The 19,144-nt window shown below is 65.2% G+C and carries 19 protein-coding genes; 12 read left to right on the plus strand and 7 right to left on the minus strand.

What is annotated here, in order from left to right; genetic code table 11:
* The first annotated feature begins 45 nt into the window (after nucleotides 1-45).
* The 4 genes from DMB37_RS04550 to DMB37_RS04565 all read left to right on the plus strand — a co-directional run bounded on the left by DMB37_RS04550 (nucleotide 46) and on the right by DMB37_RS04565 (nucleotide 4,890).
* Nucleotides 46-759, plus strand: a complete 714-nt coding sequence (locus tag DMB37_RS04550) for a DUF899 family protein (RefSeq protein ID WP_135231617.1) — start codon at nucleotides 46-48, stop codon at nucleotides 757-759.
* Between the two features lie 128 nt (nucleotides 760-887).
* Nucleotides 888-1,604: a TetR family transcriptional regulator gene (locus DMB37_RS04555; RefSeq protein WP_135231618.1), complete on the plus strand. Its 717-nt coding sequence runs from the start codon at nucleotides 888-890 to the stop codon at nucleotides 1,602-1,604.
* 148 nt (nucleotides 1,605-1,752) lie between these two features.
* Entirely contained in the window at nucleotides 1,753-3,096 is a 1,344-nt protein-coding gene (locus DMB37_RS04560) for a lipase family protein (RefSeq protein ID WP_135231619.1), read from the plus strand.
* A gap of 213 nt (nucleotides 3,097-3,309) precedes the next feature.
* On the plus strand, nucleotides 3,310-4,890 hold the full coding sequence (locus tag DMB37_RS04565; RefSeq protein ID WP_135231620.1) for a GMC oxidoreductase: 1,581 nt from the start codon (nucleotides 3,310-3,312) through the stop codon (nucleotides 4,888-4,890).
* Between the two features lie 86 nt (nucleotides 4,891-4,976).
* On the opposite strand, the gene DMB37_RS04570 is transcribed toward DMB37_RS04565, so the two are convergent.
* The 4 genes from DMB37_RS04570 to DMB37_RS04585 all read right to left on the minus strand — a co-directional run bounded on the left by DMB37_RS04570 (nucleotide 4,977) and on the right by DMB37_RS04585 (nucleotide 7,027).
* Nucleotides 4,977-5,285, minus strand: coding sequence for a hypothetical protein (locus DMB37_RS04570; RefSeq protein WP_135231621.1), 309 nt, complete (start codon nucleotides 5,283-5,285; stop codon nucleotides 4,977-4,979).
* Entirely contained in the window at nucleotides 5,282-5,629 is a 348-nt protein-coding gene (locus tag DMB37_RS04575) for a GntR family transcriptional regulator (protein WP_135231622.1), read from the minus strand. Before DMB37_RS04575 ends, DMB37_RS04570 begins: the two co-directional genes overlap by 4 nt.
* Before the next feature lie 237 nt (nucleotides 5,630-5,866).
* Nucleotides 5,867-6,100 carry a hypothetical protein gene (locus tag DMB37_RS04580; RefSeq protein ID WP_135231623.1) on the minus strand — a complete coding sequence of 78 codons (234 nt, stop codon included), beginning with the start codon at nucleotides 6,098-6,100 and terminating at the stop codon, nucleotides 5,867-5,869.
* A 33-nt stretch (nucleotides 6,101-6,133) separates the two neighbouring features.
* Entirely contained in the window at nucleotides 6,134-7,027 is an 894-nt protein-coding gene (locus DMB37_RS04585) for an NADP-dependent oxidoreductase (RefSeq protein WP_135231624.1), read from the minus strand.
* A gap of 86 nt (nucleotides 7,028-7,113) precedes the next feature.
* Between DMB37_RS04585 and DMB37_RS04590 the strand changes: the two genes are divergently transcribed.
* Nucleotides 7,114-7,698, plus strand: a complete 585-nt coding sequence (locus DMB37_RS04590) for a TetR/AcrR family transcriptional regulator (protein WP_135231625.1) — start codon at nucleotides 7,114-7,116, stop codon at nucleotides 7,696-7,698.
* A gap of 70 nt (nucleotides 7,699-7,768) precedes the next feature.
* Here DMB37_RS04590 and DMB37_RS04595 read toward each other — a convergent pair whose 3' ends face one another.
* Nucleotides 7,769-8,830, minus strand: a complete 1,062-nt coding sequence (locus DMB37_RS04595) for a family 2 encapsulin nanocompartment cargo protein terpene cyclase (protein ID WP_206055188.1) — start codon at nucleotides 8,828-8,830, stop codon at nucleotides 7,769-7,771.
* 26 nt (nucleotides 8,831-8,856) lie between these two features.
* Nucleotides 8,857-9,789, minus strand: a complete 933-nt coding sequence (locus tag DMB37_RS04600) for a geranyl diphosphate 2-C-methyltransferase (RefSeq protein ID WP_240772243.1) — start codon at nucleotides 9,787-9,789, stop codon at nucleotides 8,857-8,859.
* A 240-nt stretch (nucleotides 9,790-10,029) separates the two neighbouring features.
* Between DMB37_RS04600 and DMB37_RS04605 the strand changes: the two genes are divergently transcribed.
* The 7 genes from DMB37_RS04605 to idi are packed head-to-tail and all read left to right on the plus strand — an operon-like array spanning nucleotide 10,030 to nucleotide 17,070.
* Nucleotides 10,030-11,058: a polyprenyl synthetase family protein gene (locus DMB37_RS04605; RefSeq protein WP_240772244.1), complete on the plus strand. Its 1,029-nt coding sequence runs from the start codon at nucleotides 10,030-10,032 to the stop codon at nucleotides 11,056-11,058.
* Between the two features lie 5 nt (nucleotides 11,059-11,063).
* A complete protein-coding gene (mvk, locus tag DMB37_RS04610) occupies nucleotides 11,064-12,038 on the plus strand; it encodes a mevalonate kinase (protein ID WP_135231626.1) in 975 nt (324 codons plus the stop codon).
* The gene (mvaD, locus tag DMB37_RS04615) at nucleotides 12,035-13,030 is read left to right on the plus strand and encodes a diphosphomevalonate decarboxylase (protein WP_135231627.1); all 996 of its coding nucleotides are present in this window, start codon (nucleotides 12,035-12,037) and stop codon (nucleotides 13,028-13,030) included. The genes mvk and mvaD overlap by 4 nt, the downstream gene beginning before the upstream one ends.
* Complete coding sequence (locus DMB37_RS04620; protein ID WP_135231628.1) at nucleotides 13,027-14,127, plus strand: phosphomevalonate kinase; 1,101 nt, start codon at nucleotides 13,027-13,029, stop codon at nucleotides 14,125-14,127. Before mvaD ends, DMB37_RS04620 begins: the two co-directional genes overlap by 4 nt.
* Entirely contained in the window at nucleotides 14,124-15,194 is a 1,071-nt protein-coding gene (locus tag DMB37_RS04625; RefSeq protein WP_135231629.1) for a hydroxymethylglutaryl-CoA reductase, read from the plus strand. Before DMB37_RS04620 ends, DMB37_RS04625 begins: the two co-directional genes overlap by 4 nt.
* A 2-nt stretch (nucleotides 15,195-15,196) precedes the next feature.
* A complete protein-coding gene (locus DMB37_RS04630) occupies nucleotides 15,197-16,420 on the plus strand; it encodes a hydroxymethylglutaryl-CoA synthase (protein ID WP_135231630.1) in 1,224 nt (407 codons plus the stop codon).
* A gap of 44 nt (nucleotides 16,421-16,464) precedes the next feature.
* A complete protein-coding gene (gene idi, locus DMB37_RS04635) occupies nucleotides 16,465-17,070 on the plus strand; it encodes an isopentenyl-diphosphate Delta-isomerase (protein ID WP_240772245.1) in 606 nt (201 codons plus the stop codon).
* A gap of 128 nt (nucleotides 17,071-17,198) precedes the next feature.
* Here idi and DMB37_RS04640 read toward each other — a convergent pair whose 3' ends face one another.
* Nucleotides 17,199-18,566 (minus strand): cytochrome P450, encoded by a 1,368-nt coding sequence (locus tag DMB37_RS04640; RefSeq protein ID WP_240772246.1) that lies wholly within the window; start codon nucleotides 18,564-18,566, stop codon nucleotides 17,199-17,201.
* Nucleotides 18,567-19,144: the final 578 nt, after the last annotated feature.

A 19,144-nucleotide genomic window follows, 5' to 3' on the forward strand; every position in this document is an offset into this window, starting at 1 on the left:
CCAGCGGCAGGTTCACTATCCGAAACCAAAGGAGATCAACCCGTCATGGGCGAAGTGAATGCCGCGGCGATGGAGCCGATGTGGCCTGAGGGCGCGAGCGAGGAGTACATCGCGGCCCGTATCGAACTGGCGAAAGCCGAACGCACACTGCGCGATCAGATCGAGGACGTGGCCGCCGCGCGCCGACGAGTACCCCCGGGGCTCCTCGTCGACGACTACTCCTTCGCCGAGGGCCCGGCCGACCTCGGCCAGCCTGAACCGATCCGGACCACGAAACTGCGAGAGCTGTTCGGGCAGCACGAAACTCTGGTCGTCTACCACTTGATGTTCCATCCGGACGACGACGAAGCCTGCCCGATGTGCTCGCTGTGGGTCGACGGATTCCAGGGCGTCGCCCATCATCTCGGCCAGCGCACCAGCTTCGCCGTCATCGCCAAGGCGCCGCTGCCGAAGCTGCGCGGGTGGGCATTGCGGCGCGGCTGGGACGGGCTGCGCATCCTCTCCAGCCACGACACGACCTTCAACGCCGACCTGAACGCCGAGCGGCCCAACGGAGAACAGCGACCGATGATCAGCGTCTTCACCACCGAGGACGACCGGGTACGGCACTTCTACACGCTGCCCGCGAATTTCCACGACGACACCCAACGCGGCATCGATCTGCTGTCCCCGGTGTGGAACGTCCTCGACCTGCTGCCCGCAGGCCGCGGCGAGTGGTACGCCGAGAACCACTACGCCGGCCGTGAGCGCCGGGCCTGATCGGTACCCGCGCCGAACCTTATGCGGCACGCGCGAACTCAGCGCGCCGAGGCCGCCGCACAGGAGGGTACCGGCGACCCGCCGGGCCGAAGTGGTAAGCAGCTCCGATCCGGCGCTACCGTAAGCGAGTGGCAGCAAAGGCGATTTCCACGGCGCAGGCCATCATCGATGTAGTACTCGAGTTGCTGGAATCCGATGGGTACGACGCCGTTCAGCTCAGGGAGGTCGCCCGTCGCGCGCACGTCTCCCTTGCCACCGTCTACAAATATTTCCCTGATCGCGACGCGTTGATGATCGCCGCCGTCGAGCGTTGGATGGCGACCAACAGCTACGCGGGCATGGAGCAGCCGCCCGCGCACGAAAGTCTGTACGACGGATTGATGCGCGTCCTGGGGTACGTCTTCGAACCGTGGGAACGCAATCCGCGGATGCTCGAGGCCTACCACCGGGCCAGAGCCACCGAAAATGGACACCGGCTCGACAATCAAGGCATCAACGCGATTCTGCCGGTCGCCTCACCGTTGTTCGAGCGCGCCGATCCCTCTTACCTCGAAGACGTCGCGTTGATCCTGGCCAATATGGCCTACGCGCTGATCGGGCGGTATGCCGACGGCAGTCTCGAAATCACCGAGATCTTGCCTATTCTCGAACGCACTGTTCGTCGCCTGACCAGCGATAACAGCGCAGAGGCCGCAGCGGCGACCGGTCCCGCTCCCGGTAAAAACGCACCCCGCTGGAGCGTGAATCCGGCTCTCGCGGCACCCTTCCTGCCGAGTCCGCAACCCGGCAGCGAAACCAACGGTGTGTCCGCCACCGAAGGCCGGGGCGGCGCCGATTCGGCGTGAGCGTCAACAGGTTCCGGCGGTTCCACACCGACAGTAACCGTGTTACTGTTCCGGGCAGCGCGCCGCTGTGACCCGAGTCGTACGTCATTGCTATCGCGACTCAGTTCAGGGCGGCGACGATGCCGGGCAGGAAGCGGAGAGTCATCACATGTACGAGCAGCACGGGTTGCGCACGCGGGCAAAGGCACTGACTGGAGCGGCACGGGTGGCAGCGGGTGCGGTGGCGGTGGCGTGCGCCGTCGCCATCGGCGGAGTCGGCATCACTACACAGCAGGCGGCAGCCGCCCCGGTGAGCGCGTTCTACACACCGCCCGCGCAGATTCCGGCCACCCCGGGCGCGATCATCAAGGCCGAGCCCATGACTATCCTCGCAACTCCGCCCACCGCGGCAGGCTGGCCGGTCAAGGCACAGCACGTCATGTATGCGAGCCGGCTTCAGGACGGCACGCCGACCGCGATCACCGGAACCTACGTCGAGGCGTCGGGCCCATGGCGCGGCGCGGGGCCGCGCCCCACCGTCGTCATCGGTCCCGGCACCGCGGGTCAAGCCGACCACTGCGCCATGTCGGTGGCCTTCGCCAGCGGCGTGACTCTGTCCGCCGACCCGTCGGTCTCCCTTTCGGCCAACCAAGAACTGCCCTCCTCTGCGGTCTGGAGTGCACTCGGCGCCCGCGTCCTGGTCACCGACTACATCGGACTCGGCACGCCGGGAATGCACACCTTCGCCAATCGCATCGAAGGCGGGCACGCGATCCTCGACGGCGCCCGCGCCGCCAACAACCTCGGCGGCGTGGGACCCGAAACGCCGCTCGTCTTCTGGGGTTACTCCCAAGGCGGCGGCGCCACCGCGGGCGCCGCGGAACTGCTCCCCTCGTACGCACCCGAGCTGAACCTCAAAGGGACCTGGGCTGGCGGACCCGTCGCCGACCTGACGGCCGTCCTCGAGCGCATCGACGGCGCATTGATCGGCGGCGCAATCGGATTCGCGATCAACGGCCTGCTCGCCCGCTACCCCGAGCTGAACGCAGCGGTCGGCCGGGTCACCAGCCCCGCGGGGCGCGACATGCTGAACACCCTCAGCACCGAGTGCATCGGCGACGTGATCGTCAAGCAGCCGTTCCTGAAAACCAGCTCGCTGACCATCGACGGCCGCCCACTCATCGAGCATCTGCACGACATCCCCGAGGCCGCCCCGGCGCTCGCCGAACTCCGCGCGGGCAGCGTCGCGCCCACCACCCCGGTGCTGATCACCAGCGGGCTCAACGACGACACCGTCCCCTACAACCAGGCCCGCAGGCTCGCCGAAGACTGGTGCGCCAAGGGCGGCACCGTCACCTTCCGCACCAACAACCTGCCCCCGATCTTCTCCGGCGCCACCATCCCCAACCATTTCGGGCCCGAAATGATCGATGGATTCGGGCCGGACAACGCGATCACCTATCTGCTCGATCGCCTCGCCGGCAAACCGGTCGCCGGCTGCACCATCGACTGAATCATCGTGCGCCGCTGCTGAATCAGCGCTGACCGACTCCCGAGCCGCCAGCAACGGCTCGTGCCTAACCATGCCCTGATCCGCTCCGGGTAGAAATTCAACTCTCGGTCTCGACGCCACCATCAACGGCTCATGCCTCGCCATGCCCTCATCCGCTCCGGGTAGAGGTTCAGCGCTCGGTTTCGACCGACGACTACCACCGAAAGCTTTGTTATGACAGCGATTTCGCGCCGGTCACTGCTGACCGGTCTCGCCGCGACCGGCGCCGCCGCCATGGTCCGGGCGCCGCACGCCGCCGCCCAGGTGAACCACATACCGCTCACCCACGAGGACCACCGGGTAGTGATCGTCGGCTCCGGCTTCGGTGGCGGCGTCAGCGCGCTGCGGCTGACCCAGGCGGGCGTGCCCGTGACCGTGCTCGAGCGCGGGCTGCGCTGGCCGACCGGGCCGAACTCCGAAACGTTCCCTCGGGCGCTTGCCCCGGACAAGCGGTTCCTCTGGTATCGCTCCAGCCCCAACGTTTTCGGGCGGCCGATGGTGTTCGACCCCTACACCGGCCTGGTGGAGGCGGTGCCCGGCGAGAACATGACCGCACTGTGCGCGGCCGGCGTCGGCGGCGGTTCCCTTGTCTATCAAGGGATGTCGTTGCAACCCGCCGAGGCGGTGTTCAATACCCATTTCCCGCAGGAGCTGGATTGGGCGCTGATGAACCGAGTGCACTACCCGAGGGTCGCGAAGGTGCTAGGCCTGGCCGAAGCACCCGATGAACTGATCGCCTCCGAGAATTACCGGGCTGCAAGGGTATTCGCCGACCGAGTCCGCAACGCGGGGCTGCCGCTGTCGAAGATTCCCATGCCCATCGACTGGGATTTCGCTCTCGCCGAGCTGCGCGGAGAAATGAAGCCGTCCTACATCAACGGCGACGGAGCCATGGGCGTCAACAACGGCGGCAAACACTCGGTCGACGTCACCTACATCGCCGCCGCCGAAGCCACCGGCCTGGCGCGGGTCGAATCCCTGCACGAGGTAACCGATGTCGAGCGGGCCGCCGACGGACGCTGGAAAGTCCATGTGCAACGACTCGACACCACCGGCACCGTGGTCGAACACAAGATTTTGACCACCGGCGCCCTGATCATGGCCGCCGGCAGCCTGAACACCACCCGACTATTGCTGCGAGCAGGCGGCAAGGGCCTGATCCCCGACCTACCCGACGCCCTCGGCCAGAACTGGGGCTCCAACGCCGACCGCATCTACGTCTGGACCGACCCCTCCGCGGAATTCGGTGCGCCACAAGGCGGCCCGGTAGTCTTCGGCAGTCTCAACTGGACCGACCCGAACACCGCCCACACCGTCATCCAAGCCTCCATCCCCCCGCTCTCCCTCGACCCCCGCAGCACCATGCTGGTCGGCTACGGCGTCAGCGAAAGCCGCGGCACCTTCACCTACGACCCCGGCCGCGACGACGCCATCCTGCGCTGGCCCGCCAACGGCGACAACCACATCCAGCACCACCACATCGGCCCCGCAGTACACAAAATCGCCGGCCCCGACAGCACGCTCATCGACACCAACACCCTCTTCCCCACCACCTGGCACCCACTCGGCGGCGCAAGCATGGGCGCGGTCTGCGACCTGGAAGGCCGAGTCCACGGCCACCCCGGCCTCTACGTCCTCGACGGCGCCCTGATGCCCGGCAACACCGCCGCCTGCAACCCCTCCATGACCATCGCCGCCGTCGCCGAACGCGCCCTCGACAAGATCGTCACTCAGGACATCGGCTCACTGATTTGACCGATGGATGGCGAAACCCGCAGGTGCCGACCCGGTTCACCGACGGTGCTGACTTGGTTTCAAATGATCTACAACCTGGCCGAGGCTCATGGTGTGAAGCCCATCGCCACCAGCGCGGCTGCGGGTTCCGGCATCGAGACGGTGACCGTTCGGCCACTGGTCAAGGTCAAACGCAGCGCAAAATTCACTGTCAGCCCGCCAAGCCCCGCGCTAACGCGCAGGCTGGCCTGCGCAATCACCTCGACCAGCGCGACGATCACGGCCGCGAGAGGCAGAAACCTCCAAGGATAGGACCTATCAGAACCGAAAGGGCAGGAAAACAGGACGAAGGTGTTAAGCCACAACATCCGCCACTCGGTGACGCGGCAGATGTAGACCGTCGCGGCGGGCGTCACATCAACTCCTCGATCATGCCGAGCACCTCGGCCTTGCTGTAACCATTCGCGCGTGCGGACTCGATCAGCTGGCGCACGGCCTGCTCCACCGGCGCCGAGGTAGGAGCAGCCGCGGTGACCCGCACGCCACGCCCGCGCCGGAAATCCACGACCCCTTCCTCCCGTAGGCGCCGATACGCCGCCAGCACAGTATTGCGATCGACCGACAGCGCGTGCGCCAATTCCGTTGCGGGCGGGAGCTGTTCGTTGACCACCAACTCCCCGGCGGTAACCGCACGCCGGACGCACGCCGCGATCTGGTCTTGCAGCGACACCCTGGAGGCCTGATCAATATGCCACAACATGATGCTAATAAGACTAGCACTATTGACAGGACGGGGCGGCGGCAGCGGCGCAGTCCGACCTACCGGCGAAAGCGGTCCGGCCGACCGGCCGGTCGGGCACACACTGGCGGCGGCGGCCGGTCAGCACCAGATGGTCAGCCGGGCAGCCTCGGTCTCGCTGACGGCGACGAAGTCGAACCTGCCGCGCGGGCGCCTTGGACGATTCCGCGAACCCCCTGTCCGACGAGCCACAGCGGGTCAGCGACGATCCCGAAAACCTCGGTAGAGGTCCTTGCCGGTCGCAGGGTTGCGGTACAGCAGGACCGGCCAGCCGACATCGTCTGCTGGCCGGTAGAACTTGCCGGTGAGGGTGATGCCGCACCTGGTGTCCATCTGGACGTCGGCGTCTATGCGAGGTCGGAACGCGATGGTCTCCTCAGTGGTCGACCATGGGGTGCGTGGCAGGCTCAGGCATCGACGCTGCGAATCCACGCTGAATCCGGCTGCGCGACTGCGTGATTCGGCTCAGACGAGCAGGACTCGGCGTCCGCGAGTGTGTCCGGCCTGGCTGTCCGCGTGCGCGGCGGCGGCATCGGTGAGCGGGTAGGACTGCGCGACCGGTATGCAGAGTTTGCCGCGGGTGATGAGGTCGACGGCTTCGGCGAGTGCCGCGGGCATGTTGCCGCCGGTGCCGGCGAAGCGGATGCCGAGCATGGGGGCCTCGAGGTCGGCGATGGTGATCACCTTGTCCGGGTCGCCGGTCAGGTCGAGCAGTCCACGAATCACGCCCGCCCCGTTGAGGTCCAGCGCGGCATCGACCCGGCCGAGCGCACGTACCCGCTCGACCCAGCCCGGGCCGTAGGTGGTGGCGTGGGCGCCGAGGCTGCGCACGTAGTCCTGGTTCGCGGGGCCGGCGGTGCCGATCACCGCGATGCCGCGGTCGCGGGCGATCTGCAACACCGCCGATCCGACCCCGCCGGCCGCGCCGCTGACCAGCAGCGTCTGGCCGGGCCGGATGTCGACGAGGCGGAGGATCCGCAGTGCGGTCTCGACCACCGACGGGTATCCGGCCGCTTCGGCGAAGGTCAACCCCTCGGGTAGCCGAGTCCAGGAGGTGAGGACGGCGAACTCGGCGTAGGTGTTCGATCCGCGGCCTAGTACGGAGTCGCCGATCGCGATGCCGCTGACTCCGATGCCGATCTCGTCCACCACTCCGGAGGCGTCTTGTCCGAGGCCGGCGGGCAGCTCGATCGGGTTGATCCGCTGGAACTGGCCCGCGCGGACCCGCCAATCGTGGGGATTCACGCCTGCGGCACGCACGGCGATTCGTATCTGGCCAGGACCTGGGTGGGGTTCGGCCACGTCTACCAGTTCCAGGACATCCGGGCCGCCGTACTCGGCGAAGCGCACTGCTTTCATGCATCGAACATAACGCTACCTGTTAGTGTTTTGCAACGGTTAGTGATTTGGATCAGTTACCGATTCGCACCTGATAGCATCGGCTGATGACAGCGCCGACCGTCGGACGTCGCGAGCGTAAGAAGGCCGCGACCCGCCAGAAGATCGCCGATACCGCCCTGCGGCTTTTCCTGGAACGCGGCTACGACGCGGTAGGCATCCGCGATGTCGCCACCGAAGCCGACGTAGCCGTCACCACCCTCTTCTCCCATTTCGCCTCGAAAGAGGCCCTGGTCTTCGAGCAGGAAGAGAACTTCGACCGACGCCTCACACTGGCAGTCACCGACCGCTCCCCCGATGAACCCCTTATGCCCGCACTGCACCGCGAAATCCAAGCCATCGTGCGGCACTGCGCATCCGGCGAAGCCGCCCCGCTCTGGGAAATGATCGACCGATCGCCCACGCTGCGGCAGTACGAGGCGTCGATGCGGTTGCGCTATGCGGACTCGCTGGCCACCGCCATCGCCGCCGACCTCGACCTGCCACCGACTACCACGCACTGCCAGGCGATCGCGAGGTTCGTGATCGACGCGTACGCGCTGGCCCGCGCGGCCGCCGACCCGGACGCCGCGTTGGACGAGATGTTCCGGATGATCGAGGCGGCGTGGGAGGTCGCCTCGTCGAATCGCTGAGATTCGGCATCACCGCTGCGCCGTCGGCACCGTGACAGGGATTGATCGTCGAAAGCCGCTTTTGCCGTTGTTACGGCGAGATGAGTTTCCCTGTCAGGTCGGCATCGGTTCGCTCGCGATAGCGTCCGGCCCAGCTGTGCCACTCGAGACCGCCTGCCATCCACGCCTGCGTGCCGCGCAGGTACCGCTGCAGTTCCGGCGAGGCGATGTCGGAGAGTTCGTGGCAGCTCTGCTCGAACGCTTCGACGAACTCGTTGTGCAGCGTGACGACGCGCTCGTAGGCCTGTGCCAGTGCGACATCCTGCTCCTGCGCGATGATCAACACCGCATTCGAGTCCGGTAGCTCGTCCGCGGATTCCTTTGCGGCCGAGTGCAAGTCGTTGACCAAGACCGCCGCCGTCCCGGCCTGCATGAGGGCACGGTGGAATCGCCGGTCATAGAAGAGGTTTCCGTCGAGTTCGTAACCGGCCACGACGTCGATCAGGACCATCGAGGTATAGAAACTATCGTGCTGACGGGCGGCCAAGTACCGCCACATCGGCGGGGACGCTCGGTGATACCGCCACGCGGCGTAGGCATTCCAGCTGACATACATCTGGAAGGTCGTCAGGCAGGTTCGCATCACCTGGGACGGTGTCGCATGGCATCGCAGATGGTCCGCCGCGGACTTCAGGGCGAGCAGGACCGGTTCGGCGTTGATCGCGTCGTCCAACTGGCGGGTGTAGCCTCCGGCGGCCGGCGGTGCGTCCATGGCGGACATGACCAGTGCCAGCCGCGGCGGTAGCAGCATCGGCTCGGCACCCAGAACTGTTTCGTCGGCGTAATAGTCGTCACAGGTCCACCACGCCGCGTTCAGCTGTGCGGCGATGAGCAGCAGATCAGGATCGTCCGCATCGGGGTGGGTGAGCATCGCCAGCCGCCCGAACCCATCCTCGCGGAACTTGTCCAGGCGGTCAGCGTGTATCCCGATATCGTCAGCCCACGCCAGTAAGCGGTCATCGACCTCCGCGGCCAACTCCTCGTCCACTCGAACGGTGGCAGGGAGGTACAGCGGCGGATATGACCCGTCTCCCCATTCCCGATACACGTAGGGCAGCGGTCGAAACGGCTCGGCGTTGTGACATGCGGTCACGGCTGACTCCTCTGTTCCTGTACCTTTCAAATTCGATCGGCGGCGATGAGCAAATACTGGAAACTCCCGCCCTTGTACGCGTCCAGGAATACTTGCTCGATACCGGTGGTCACCGACGATTGCGCGCGCAGTTCCCAGTACGGGATGGTCGCGGCCGTGAGGTCGACCACGGCTACCGGCACCATGCGATGCGCCGCCAGTTCTTTGAAATAGGCACTGCGCGGGTGGATGTCGCAGATGTAGTGAGCGTTGATCGTGCTCACCGCTTTCGACGGCAGGCCGTAGACGTCGTTGTAGCACCCGGTGATGCAGACATATCTGCCACCACGCTTCAGCAGGCGCTGGTACTCGGAGAACAACAGCGAGAGGTCCACATACATGGTGCTTTCGTTGTTCCAGATCCCCCGGAAAGCGCCCGTTTCGAAACCGGTCTCCAACATGTTCTTCAGATGAAACTGCACCTTGTCCGCGACTCCACGGTTGCGGGCTTGCTCGTTGGCGAAGTCGACCTGAGACTGGGAGATCGAGATGCCATCCATCGTGCAACCGAAGCGCTGGTTCGCCAGGAAACTACAGCCACCACGGCCGGATCCGCTGTCGAGCAGTCGGTCTTGCGCGCCCACGTCGCCGAGGTGGTCGAGCAGATAGTCGGCCTGGGCGGTTTCCAGCCGGTGCAACTCCTCGATGATCCGCTCGTCCCGCACGTCGGCCGGTGCGTCCAAGACTGACCAATCCACCTCCCCGATCCCGTAGTGATGATGATAGAGGCCGTCGACGTCGCCCAACCGCAAGTTGACCGGGTTCTTCTCGGCGTTCCAGTAGTTGGCGACCGTTTGTTGATAGGTACTGTTCACGGCTTGTGTGTGCGGAAGGGTTACCACGTTCGCTCCCAGGCTCGACGATCCGGCTGAATCCGGCATTTCACTCAGGATAGGAAAGAGCGGAGCGGGCCGACCCACAATGCTTGGGGCAAAAACTCGTTGCCGCGCATGGGGTCCGGGGGCCAATAAAATTTGGATACAACATAAAACGACTGTTGGGCGGGGACGGCCACCAGCGATTTGGATAGCTCGATCTGACTGTTGTCGGTCGCCTTATAGTTTGGTCCACCAGAACGCACGGCGGAATAGCGTGGACGCAACGGGGGCCGACCGACACAGGAAGACCGCACTCGATTCATCTGCGGGTCTAGGAGATTGATGATGCAGCCTGCGCAAGCTCCGCCCGGCACCAGTGACAGTGCCATCGACCGGATACTCGCCAGGGCGAGAGTCGCCAGCGAGCCTGTCCTGCGCGAGACCGTAATGGCGATGCCGGACCCGTTTCCGCTTATGGCCGGATATCACGCGGGTTGGTGGGACGCCGACGGGGAGCCGACTCCGGACTCCGCCGGCAAATACCTTCGACCGGCATTGGTATTGGCCACCGCGACGGCCTGTGGCGGGGCGTCCGCGGATATCGGTAGTGCTGCGGCAGCCGTCGAACTGATTCACGAGTTCAGTCTGCTCCACGACGACGTGATCGACGGCGATACCTTGCGAAGGGGGCGGCCCACCGTATGGCGGGTCTGGGGGAAGCCGAGTGCGGTGCTGCTCGGGGATGCCATGCACAGCACAGCGATTCAGCTAGTGGCCCAGACCCGTAAGTGGGAGGCTGTCACACGCTTGACGGGAGCAGTGGTCGAGCTGAGTCGAGGCCAGCAGGAGGACTGTGACTTCGAGACTCGCGGGAGTATCGGCGTCGACCAGTACATCCGCATGGCCATGGCCAAGACCGGTGCGCTGATGGGATGTTCGTGTGCGCTCGGCGCGTTATATACGGAATCCCGTCGGATCACCGTCTCGGCAATGGAGCGATTCGGCCGCGAGCTGGGGCTGGCGTTCCAATTCATCGACGACAAGCTCGGAATATGGGGCGACCCGGCCGTGACCGGCAAGCCGGTCGGCAGCGATCTCGCGCGACACAAGCTGAGCCTGCCCGTCGTCGCGGCACTGACGTCGAACACCGATGCGGGGGCACGGTTGGCCGAGATGTACGACTCACCCTCGCCCATGACGAGCGAGGACATCGCACGGGCAACGAGGCTGATCGAGCAGGCCGGTGGTCTCCGCACGGTCGAGACCTTGGCCGACCAACGGGTGCGGTCGGCGTTGACCGCACTGCCCGATGGCGCGAAAACGCGTGAACTGGCCGCGTTGGCGCACGTCGTATCGAACCGGAATCGGTGACGGTCATGGGCATCGAGGAGCCCGCGGTCGGCACCGGACGGGCACACGGCAAAGCGATTCTGCTAGGCGAGCATACGGTCGTCTATGGTTCGCCGGCGATCGCGGTACCGCTACCGGCGTTGACCGCGACAGCCCGCGCACGGGCGGGCACCGGCTTCGGGTTCGGAGTCGGCACCTGCGCACCGGAACCGGGCGCGTCCTACCGGTTCCGGATCGCTGCCGGCAACCCCGCCGAGCAGGGATCGGATTTTCGCGCGGCCGTGGAAGCCGCGTTGAGCGAGCGCGAACTGCCGAGAGAGGGTGTCGAACTGGCTCTGTGGTGCACCATTCCGGTGCAGCGGGGGCTGGGCGCCAGCGCCGCGTGCACCGCAGCATGCGTCCGTGCCGTGACAGATATGAATGGCAGTGGCATCGAGGCGACCACGCTGTATCGGCTGGTGCAACGCGGTGAACAGGTGACGCACGGCCGGGCCAGCGGCGTGGACGCCTCCGCGGTGATCTCCGCGCGGCCGATCTGGTTCGAGGCGGGGACGGCACGACCGATCGTGACCACGCTGGAGGCGGTGCTGGTTGTCGCCGACACCGGAATCGTCGGCAGCACGAAGCAGGCCGTCGAACTGGTGCGGCGGCGGCTCGAGACAGACTCGGCGGCACCGCGACTGCTGACACGAGCGGCGGTGATCATCGCCGCGGCGGCGGCGGATCTGCGCACCGGTGACGCGAAAGCCCTGGGGAGCCGACTCAACGACTTCCACCTGATGCTGGACAGGTTGGGCGTCAGTTCCCCCGAGATCGAGCACCTTGTGCGCGCAGCCCGGGAGGCCGGGGCGCTGGGCGCCAAACTCACCGGTGGCGGACTGGGCGGCTGCGTTCTCGCGCTGGCCGAGAATGGGAACGCCGCGGAAAAGGTAGCCGATGCGTTGATGGCCGCCGGGGCCGTGCGGACCTGGACGGTCGGGATCGGCGGGACCGCACGATGAGATCAGCCACCGCCGTCGCCTACCCCAATATGGCGCTGATCAAGTACTGGGGCAAGCGGGACGAGTCGCTGATACTCCCGGTGAGCGGAAGTATCTCGATGACGCTGAGTATCTTCCCCACCACAACATCGGTGTCGATCGTCGCATCGAAGAGACCGGATGTGGTCATCCTCAATGGTCGGTACGCGGACAGTGCGACCCACGAACGGGTGACGCGCTTTCTCGACCTGGTTCGGATGTCGACGGGCAGCTCGCACGGTGCGGTGGTGGACTCCACCAACTCGGGTGCGACCGGAGTCGGCCTGGCGTCATCGGCAAGCGGATTCGCCGCACTCGCCGCCGCCGCGGCCGCCGCCTACGGGTGGCGGATGGATGCACGCGCGTTGTCGCGGTTGGCCAGACGCGGTTCCGGGTCCGCGTGCCGCTCGATCTTCGGCGGAATCGTGCAATGGCGCGCCGGAAGCGGTGCGGGAGAAGAGGGCGACCGCAGTTCATACGCTGAACCGATCGAGGCCACGGCGCTGGATCCGGCATTGGTGGTCTGTGTGGTCGATGCGCGACCGAAGGCTGTCTCGAGCAGGGAAGCGATGCGGATCACAGCGGCGACGTCGCCGTTCTACTTACCCTGGATAGCCTGCTGCACAGGCGATCTCGCCCACATGCAGCAGGCGATAGCCCGCGGCGATCTGACCCGTGTCGGGGAGATCACCGAGCGAAATGCGCTGGGTATGCACGCGGCCATGCTCATGGCACACCCGACGATCCGATATCTCTCGCCGCACTCGATTGCGGTGTTGGACCGGATTCAGCAGCTGCGGTCCGAAGGCGTCCCCGCCTACGCCACGATTGATGCCGGGCCCAATGTTGTAGCCCTGTGCGCCCGCAACGATGCCGACCAGGTGTCGGCCGCCGTCAGTGCTGTGGCGGGAGTCGTTGCCGTGCATATCGCGTACCCCGGGCCGGGGGTATCGGTGAATGGTGACATCCCATGATCACCTGTCGCGCACCGGGCAAACTCTTCGTGGCGGGTGAGTACGCCGTCGTTGAGCCCGGTCACCCCGCAGTGCTCATGGCGGTCGACCGCCAGGCGATCGCGACAGTCGCCGACTCCGACCGTGGCCTGTCGATTCGTTCGGACCTGTTGGGCAAGTCTGTGTTTCGATGCGAGCGGGTCGGCAACGCGATGAGCTTGCCGCACGCTGATGCCGCCGTGCGCGCGTCGCTCGCGTATGTGCTGGCGGCGATCACGATCGTGGAACATCTGCTCATCGAGCGGGGCGGCCGCACCCGGCCGTTTCAGCTCGAGATCCATACCGGTGATTTCGCCGATGCCGACGGGCGCAAGTTCGGATTGGGATCCAGTGCGGCAGTTACCGTGGCAGTGGTCGCCGCGTTCGCCGAGTTCTACCGCTTGAGCACCAGTCCGATGGATCGATTCCGGCTGGCGATGCTGGCAACCGTCGCGGTCGATCCGCGATGCTCCGGCGGCGACGTCGCGGCGAGCACCTGGGGAGGGTGGATTGCCTATGCCTCCCCCGACCGGCATCGCCTGCGGGCGTTATCGACCAGGGGCGCCATAGATCTTCTGCTGCACAGTGACTGGCCCGGCTTGTCGATCCGTCACCTCGCCACCCCGACGACCCTGCACCTCGAGGTCGGCTGGACCGGGGAACCGGCGGCCAGCGGCGAGTTGGTCGCACAATTCACTGAAAGACAATATTCCACAGGTTATTTCGAAAGATTCCTCGAGGAAAGCACCGATAGCGTCAATCGGCTGATCTCCGCACTCGAGGTCGGCGACGTGGTCGAGGTGAAACATCAGGTTCGCCGGTCACGCCGAATCCTGTGCGGCCTGGACGACGCGATCGCCCTCGGGATCATGACCCCCGCCCTGAGCAGACTGTGCGCGGTGGGCGAGGAACTCGGAGCCGCGGCGAAGCCCTCCGGCGCCGGAGGCGGAGACTGCGGCATCGCCGTGATCGAGCGCGGCGCGAAACCCGAGATCGAACTCATGCGTAACCGGTGGAGTCGAGCCGGGATTCGCTCGATACCGGTGCAGACCTATCCGGCAACACGGGAGTCTTCATGACGGATGTACAGATCGGCGAGCAAACCTACGCAGCGATACCGATGCGATGGCTCGGGCCGATTCGAATCACCGGGAATACCCTCAACGAGGACGTCGAGGTACCACTGGCGACCTTCGAATCCCCCCTGTGGCCATCGGTACAGCGCGGGGCTCGTATCTCCACGGCGACGACGACGGGGATTGTCGCAACGTTGGTCGACGAGCGCATGGCGCGTTCGATTCTGCTCGACGCCGACAATGCCGGCACCGCTCTTTCCACCACCGAGCTGCTGCGCTCCCGATTCCCGCAGTTGCAGGCCGTCGCGGCAATCGGTAGCAGGTACTGCAAACTCGTAGACCTGCACTGCCAAATCGTCGGCAAGCTGCTGTTCGTGCGATTCGAGTTCAGTACTGGGGACGCGGCCGGGCACAACATGGTCACCCATGCCTGTGACCGCCTGATCGACCACATTCTCGAGATCGCCCCAACGGTCCGGTACGAATCTATTTCGGGTAACTACTGTTCCGACAAGAAGGCCACTGCGGTAAACGGAATCCTCGGCCGCGGAAAGAACGTCGTCACCGAGATACTCGTCCCACGGGAGGTGGTCGGTCGCCGGCTGCATACCACCGCGGAAAGAATCGTTGAACTGAACACCCGTAAGAATCTCATCGGCACCATACTGGCCGGCGGAATTCGTTCCGCCAACGCACATTACGCCAACATGCTGCTTGCCCTCTATCTGGCAACCGGTCAGGACGCAGCAAATATCATAGAAGGCTCCCAAGGCATCACCTATGCGCAGGATCGAGACGGCGACCTCTACTTCTCCTGCACCGTTCCCAACCTCATCATCGGAACGGTCGGCAACGGCAAGAATCTCGACTTCGCCGAAGAGAACCTGGCCCGGCTCGGTTGCCGAGGACAGCACGAGCCTGGGGCTGATGCGCGGCGCTTGGCTGCGATCGCCGCAGCCACCGTCCTGTGCGGTGAGCTGTCGCTCATGGCCGCACAAACCAATCGCGGCGAACTGATGCGAGCCCATCTGCGACTCGAACGGGACGCAGCAGCACAAGAATCGGAGTAACTATGACCACACCTGCTATCGGCATCCACGACCTTTCGATGGCGACTACCCACTACGTCTTGGACCTGGCGGTTCTCGCCGATCGCCGGGGCCAGCCGGCCGAGAAGTTCACCGTCGGACTCGGGCAGGAGAGCATGAGCTTTCCAGCCGGCGACGAGGACATCGTGACCATGGCGGCGGCCGCCGCAGCACCGATAATCGAGCGCCATGGCGTCGACAATCTCAGCACGGTGTTGCTGGCCACCGAGAGCGGGGTCGACGAATCCAAGGCAGCCGCCCTATACCTGCACCGGCTGATCGGACTGCCCAGCACAGCTCGGGTCGTCGAACTGAAGCAGGCCTGCTACGCGGGCACGGCGGCACTGCAATTCGCGGCGGGACTCGTTGCCGCGGAACCGAATCGGCGTGTGCTGGTGATCGTCACCGATATCGCCCGCTACGAGATCGACTCCGCCGCCGAGGTAACGCAGGGTGCGGCGGCGGTCGCCATGCTGATCAGTGCGGACCCGGCCATCCTGCGTATGGAGCCGGTCTCCGGGATCTATTCCGAAGACCTTATGGACTTCTGGCGTCCCACCTACCGCAGTACCGCCATCGTCGACGGGCAATACTCGGTAGCTGCCTACCTCAAGGCCATCGAGATGGCATGGACGGATTATCGCAAACAAGGCGGTCGTGAACTCTCGGAGTTCCGAGCCTTCTGCTACCACCAGCCGTTCACGAAAATGGCTTACAAAGCTCACCGTCATCTCGTACAGCTCAACAACGCCGCTTCGGCAGAAGACGATATTCACGCCGCCATCGAGCACACACTCACCTACAACCGGGTCATCGGCAACAGCTACACCGCGTCCATGTACGTGGGGCTGATATCGCTGCTCGACCATGCCGAGGATCTCACCGATCAGCCCATCGCCTTCATCAGCTACGGCTCCGGCTGTGTCGCCGAATATTTCGCCGCCACGGTGGTTCCCGGATACCGAAGCCAGCTACGAACCGCAGCCAACCGGGCAGCCATCGAACGCAGGCGAACGATTCCGTACAAGCGGTACCGGGAACTCCACGAGCGTCAGATCCGGCCGGACGGATCCGACCAGTTCACCTCTGAAGAGAACAGTGGGGCTTATCGGCTCGTCGGCCACTCCGGCCATCGGCGGATCTATGAGATGCGCTCAGCCACATCGCGTCGGGGGCGTGGAACAGCACAGAAAGAGAGTTCATCGTGAACCCATCGGATTGTGCGCCATCGGCTCCTGTATCGGAGCTGGTGGTGCTGCTGGACGAAGTAGGCAACGCGATCGGCACGGCCGACAAAGCAATCGTCCACGCCAGCGACACACCACTGCATCTCGCATTCTCGACCTACGTGTTCGACCGTGATGACCAGGTGCTGGTTACTCGCCGGGCGTTCACGAAGAAGACGTGGCCGGGTGTGTGGACCAACAGCTGCTGTGGACATCCAGCGCCGGGAGAGTCCATGACCGCTGCGATACGACGTCGCTTGCAGACCGAGTTGGGCCTGACGCCGACCAGCATCGACGTGATCCTGCCAGCCTTTCGATATCGGGCGAAAATGCCGAACGGAGTTGTCGAGTACGAATTGTGCCCGGTCTACCGGGTCGAGGTCGACGGGCGCGAGAAATACAATCCAGCCGAAGTTCACGAGACCCGATGGGTCCCGTGGAGCGACCTCACCTCGACGCCACGGCCGACAGAGTTCACCCGCTTGTCCCCCTGGTGCGAAAAACAACTCACCCAGCTTGCCGAGCTGGGCCCGGCACCGCAAGGATGGCCGGCAGCCGATCCGCGTCGTTTGCCCCCCGCGGCAAGAGATCGCATCGGTCTCGGAAAGTCCCGCGCACCCGAGGTGACTTGACCCCAAGATTCCGATGCGGCGCCAGACACCCACGCCGCGTCGTCCGCCCGGGGGCTGCGGCCACCCGAAAAACCCGGTCGCCCAGCCACTTCCACCAACTCTGCCCCACCGACCAGCAGCCAGAGCCGTTACCGAACAGTCGCCACTCGCATGAGTGCTCGGTCCGGCCGCTCGATGAGGGCCAGTGCCGGCCGGACGGGCCGGCCGGGAACGGGTTCCAGCCGCGCCCGGGCAGTGATCGATGCGAGGGCGAGGGTGGCTTCGATCACTCCGAACCGGTCGCCTATGCAGATTCGTGCACCGTGGCCGAACGTCAGAAAATCCTCGTAGCGTCGTCCGCTGCCGTAGACACGATCGAATCGGTCAGGGTTGAAGCGCTCGGGTTCGGTGAACAGGTTGGGTCGGTGCTGGATCAGGTACGGACTGTACGCGACAGTGGTACCGGCGGGCAGGGTGTACTTGCCGAGGTGGGTCTCGCTGGTGGTGACGCGGGTGAGGAACCACGCGGGCGGACGTATCCGCAGGGTTTCGGAGATGACCCGGCCGGTCAACTCCAGTTGCGGGAGGTCGGCATAGGCGGCTGTTCTCCCAGTGTGGACCGCATCGACCTCCGTTCGTAGCCGCCGCTCGATATTCGGGTGCATGGCAACGAAGTGCAACGCCCAGGCCAGCGCGGTTGCGGTGGTCTCCGCCCCCGCTATGAAGAACGTGATGGCCTGGTCGACGATCTCGGTGTCGGACAGACTTTGGCCGTCGCCCGAGTCGAGGGATGGGTTCTCGGCGGTCACCAGCGCCGACAGCACGTCGCCCTGGTCGGCGCCGGCGGAGCCGTGGTCGGCGATGAGCTCGGCCAGGGCGTGACGCATCCGGTCCCGCGCCCGATAGAAGCGGCGATTACTGGGAATCGGTACGCGGGTCAGCGCCTCGGGCATCAGCGCCTGGCGATAGACGCCGTCGACGACGACCGGGAGATCGGCGAGGATCTGCTCGAGCACCGTGGGCGTCAGTGAACCGGCGAACATGGTGGCGATCGCTATCCTGGCCGTGATTTTTGTCATCTCGGCGTAGACGTCGAAAACTTGTCCGGCGTACCACGAGTCGATCACCGTAGTGATCTGTTCGGTCATCGCCTGCGCGTATCCGGGAAGCCGGTCGGGGTGGAAGGCAGATTGTACCAGCCGTCGCTGCCGTCGGTGACGGCTATGCGGACACGTAGCCACGCCATCGCCGACCACCTCTCGATCCCGCTCGAAGATCGGGCCGCCCTTGTCGTAGAGGTGATCTTCGAGCAACACCTGACGAGTCAGCGCCGGGTCGCACACCACCACAGCCTGCATGGGTCCGATGCGGATTCGCACCACATCACCGTATGCGGGCAGCGAATTGAGAAACCGCCATGGATCTCGCGCCAAGGGCAGAATGTGTCCGACAATCGGCAGTGCCCCAGGGGCCGTGGGGATCTGGAAGCTCGACATCGTGGCCTTGATTTTCGGCATGGCGGAACCTTCCACGGAGTTCATGGCGGCGCAGCACCTTGCGAATGCGAAGGGTAGCCCACCGGCCGGTCCCGCCTCGTCGCCGGACTCTCTTGTCTCCCGAGGCTAGGACACCGCACACAACAGAGCCCCCACGCGAATTGGGTCCATGTTTCGACCTTCTTCGGACCCCAAAATTAGCTTCCTGCACCCTCGCGAGCACCGGTGCCGACCGAGCCATCGGCACGGCCGGCCAGACGCGCGGCCGCCGCTGCTGGTCGCGGCAACACGCTGCGCCACTCGTCCGATCCCTGCCATTGGCGGATCGCGGCGCCAACGGCAGGGGCGCACCGGTGCCTCAGGAGAACCCACCGACGATTCGGGCTGCGGACGCTGCTCGAGATTAGTATGCTCGGACGCGCTCCATCGAAACATGCTGTAGTCGAACATATTTGGATGTACCGGTCGGTTTTCTTTGCGCGCCGAGCGGACATGGGCGAACGAGCAGGGAGGCGAACGTGTCACGGTCACGCCGAACAGATCGATCCCTGAACTTCCTGCGGTTTCGCCTGCTATCTGTGCGCTGACCCTGTCTCTGC

This window comes from Nocardia sp. CS682, assembly GCF_004634405.1.
GTDB classification, from domain to species: Bacteria; Actinomycetota; Actinomycetes; order Mycobacteriales; family Mycobacteriaceae; genus Nocardia; species Nocardia ninae.

Bases quoted from the DNA above. Each gene is read 5' to 3' on its own strand.
- DMB37_RS04550 (WP_135231617.1), top strand. From the start codon at position 46: ATGGGCGAAGTGAATGCCGCGGCGATGGAGCCGATGTGGCCTGAGGGC.
- DMB37_RS04560 (WP_135231619.1), top strand. From the start codon at position 1,753: ATGTACGAGCAGCACGGGTTGCGCACGCGGGCAAAGGCACTGACTGGA.
- DMB37_RS04565 (WP_135231620.1), top strand. From the start codon at position 3,310: ATGACAGCGATTTCGCGCCGGTCACTGCTGACCGGTCTCGCCGCGACC.
- DMB37_RS04575 (WP_135231622.1), bottom strand. From the start codon at position 5,629: ATGTTGTGGCATATTGATCAGGCCTCCAGGGTGTCGCTGCAAGACCAG.
- DMB37_RS04585 (WP_135231624.1), bottom strand. From the start codon at position 7,027: ATGAAAGCAGTGCGCTTCGCCGAGTACGGCGGCCCGGATGTCCTGGAA.
- DMB37_RS04590 (WP_135231625.1), top strand. From the start codon at position 7,114: ATGACAGCGCCGACCGTCGGACGTCGCGAGCGTAAGAAGGCCGCGACC.
- DMB37_RS04605 (WP_240772244.1), top strand. From the start codon at position 10,030: ATGATGCAGCCTGCGCAAGCTCCGCCCGGCACCAGTGACAGTGCCATC.
- mvk (WP_135231626.1), top strand. From the start codon at position 11,064: ATGGGCATCGAGGAGCCCGCGGTCGGCACCGGACGGGCACACGGCAAA.
- mvaD (WP_135231627.1), top strand. From the start codon at position 12,035: ATGAGATCAGCCACCGCCGTCGCCTACCCCAATATGGCGCTGATCAAG.
- DMB37_RS04620 (WP_135231628.1), top strand. From the start codon at position 13,027: ATGATCACCTGTCGCGCACCGGGCAAACTCTTCGTGGCGGGTGAGTAC.
- DMB37_RS04625 (WP_135231629.1), top strand. From the start codon at position 14,124: ATGACGGATGTACAGATCGGCGAGCAAACCTACGCAGCGATACCGATG.
- DMB37_RS04630 (WP_135231630.1), top strand. From the start codon at position 15,197: ATGACCACACCTGCTATCGGCATCCACGACCTTTCGATGGCGACTACC.
- DMB37_RS04640 (WP_240772246.1), bottom strand. From the start codon at position 18,566: ATGCCGAAAATCAAGGCCACGATGTCGAGCTTCCAGATCCCCACGGCC.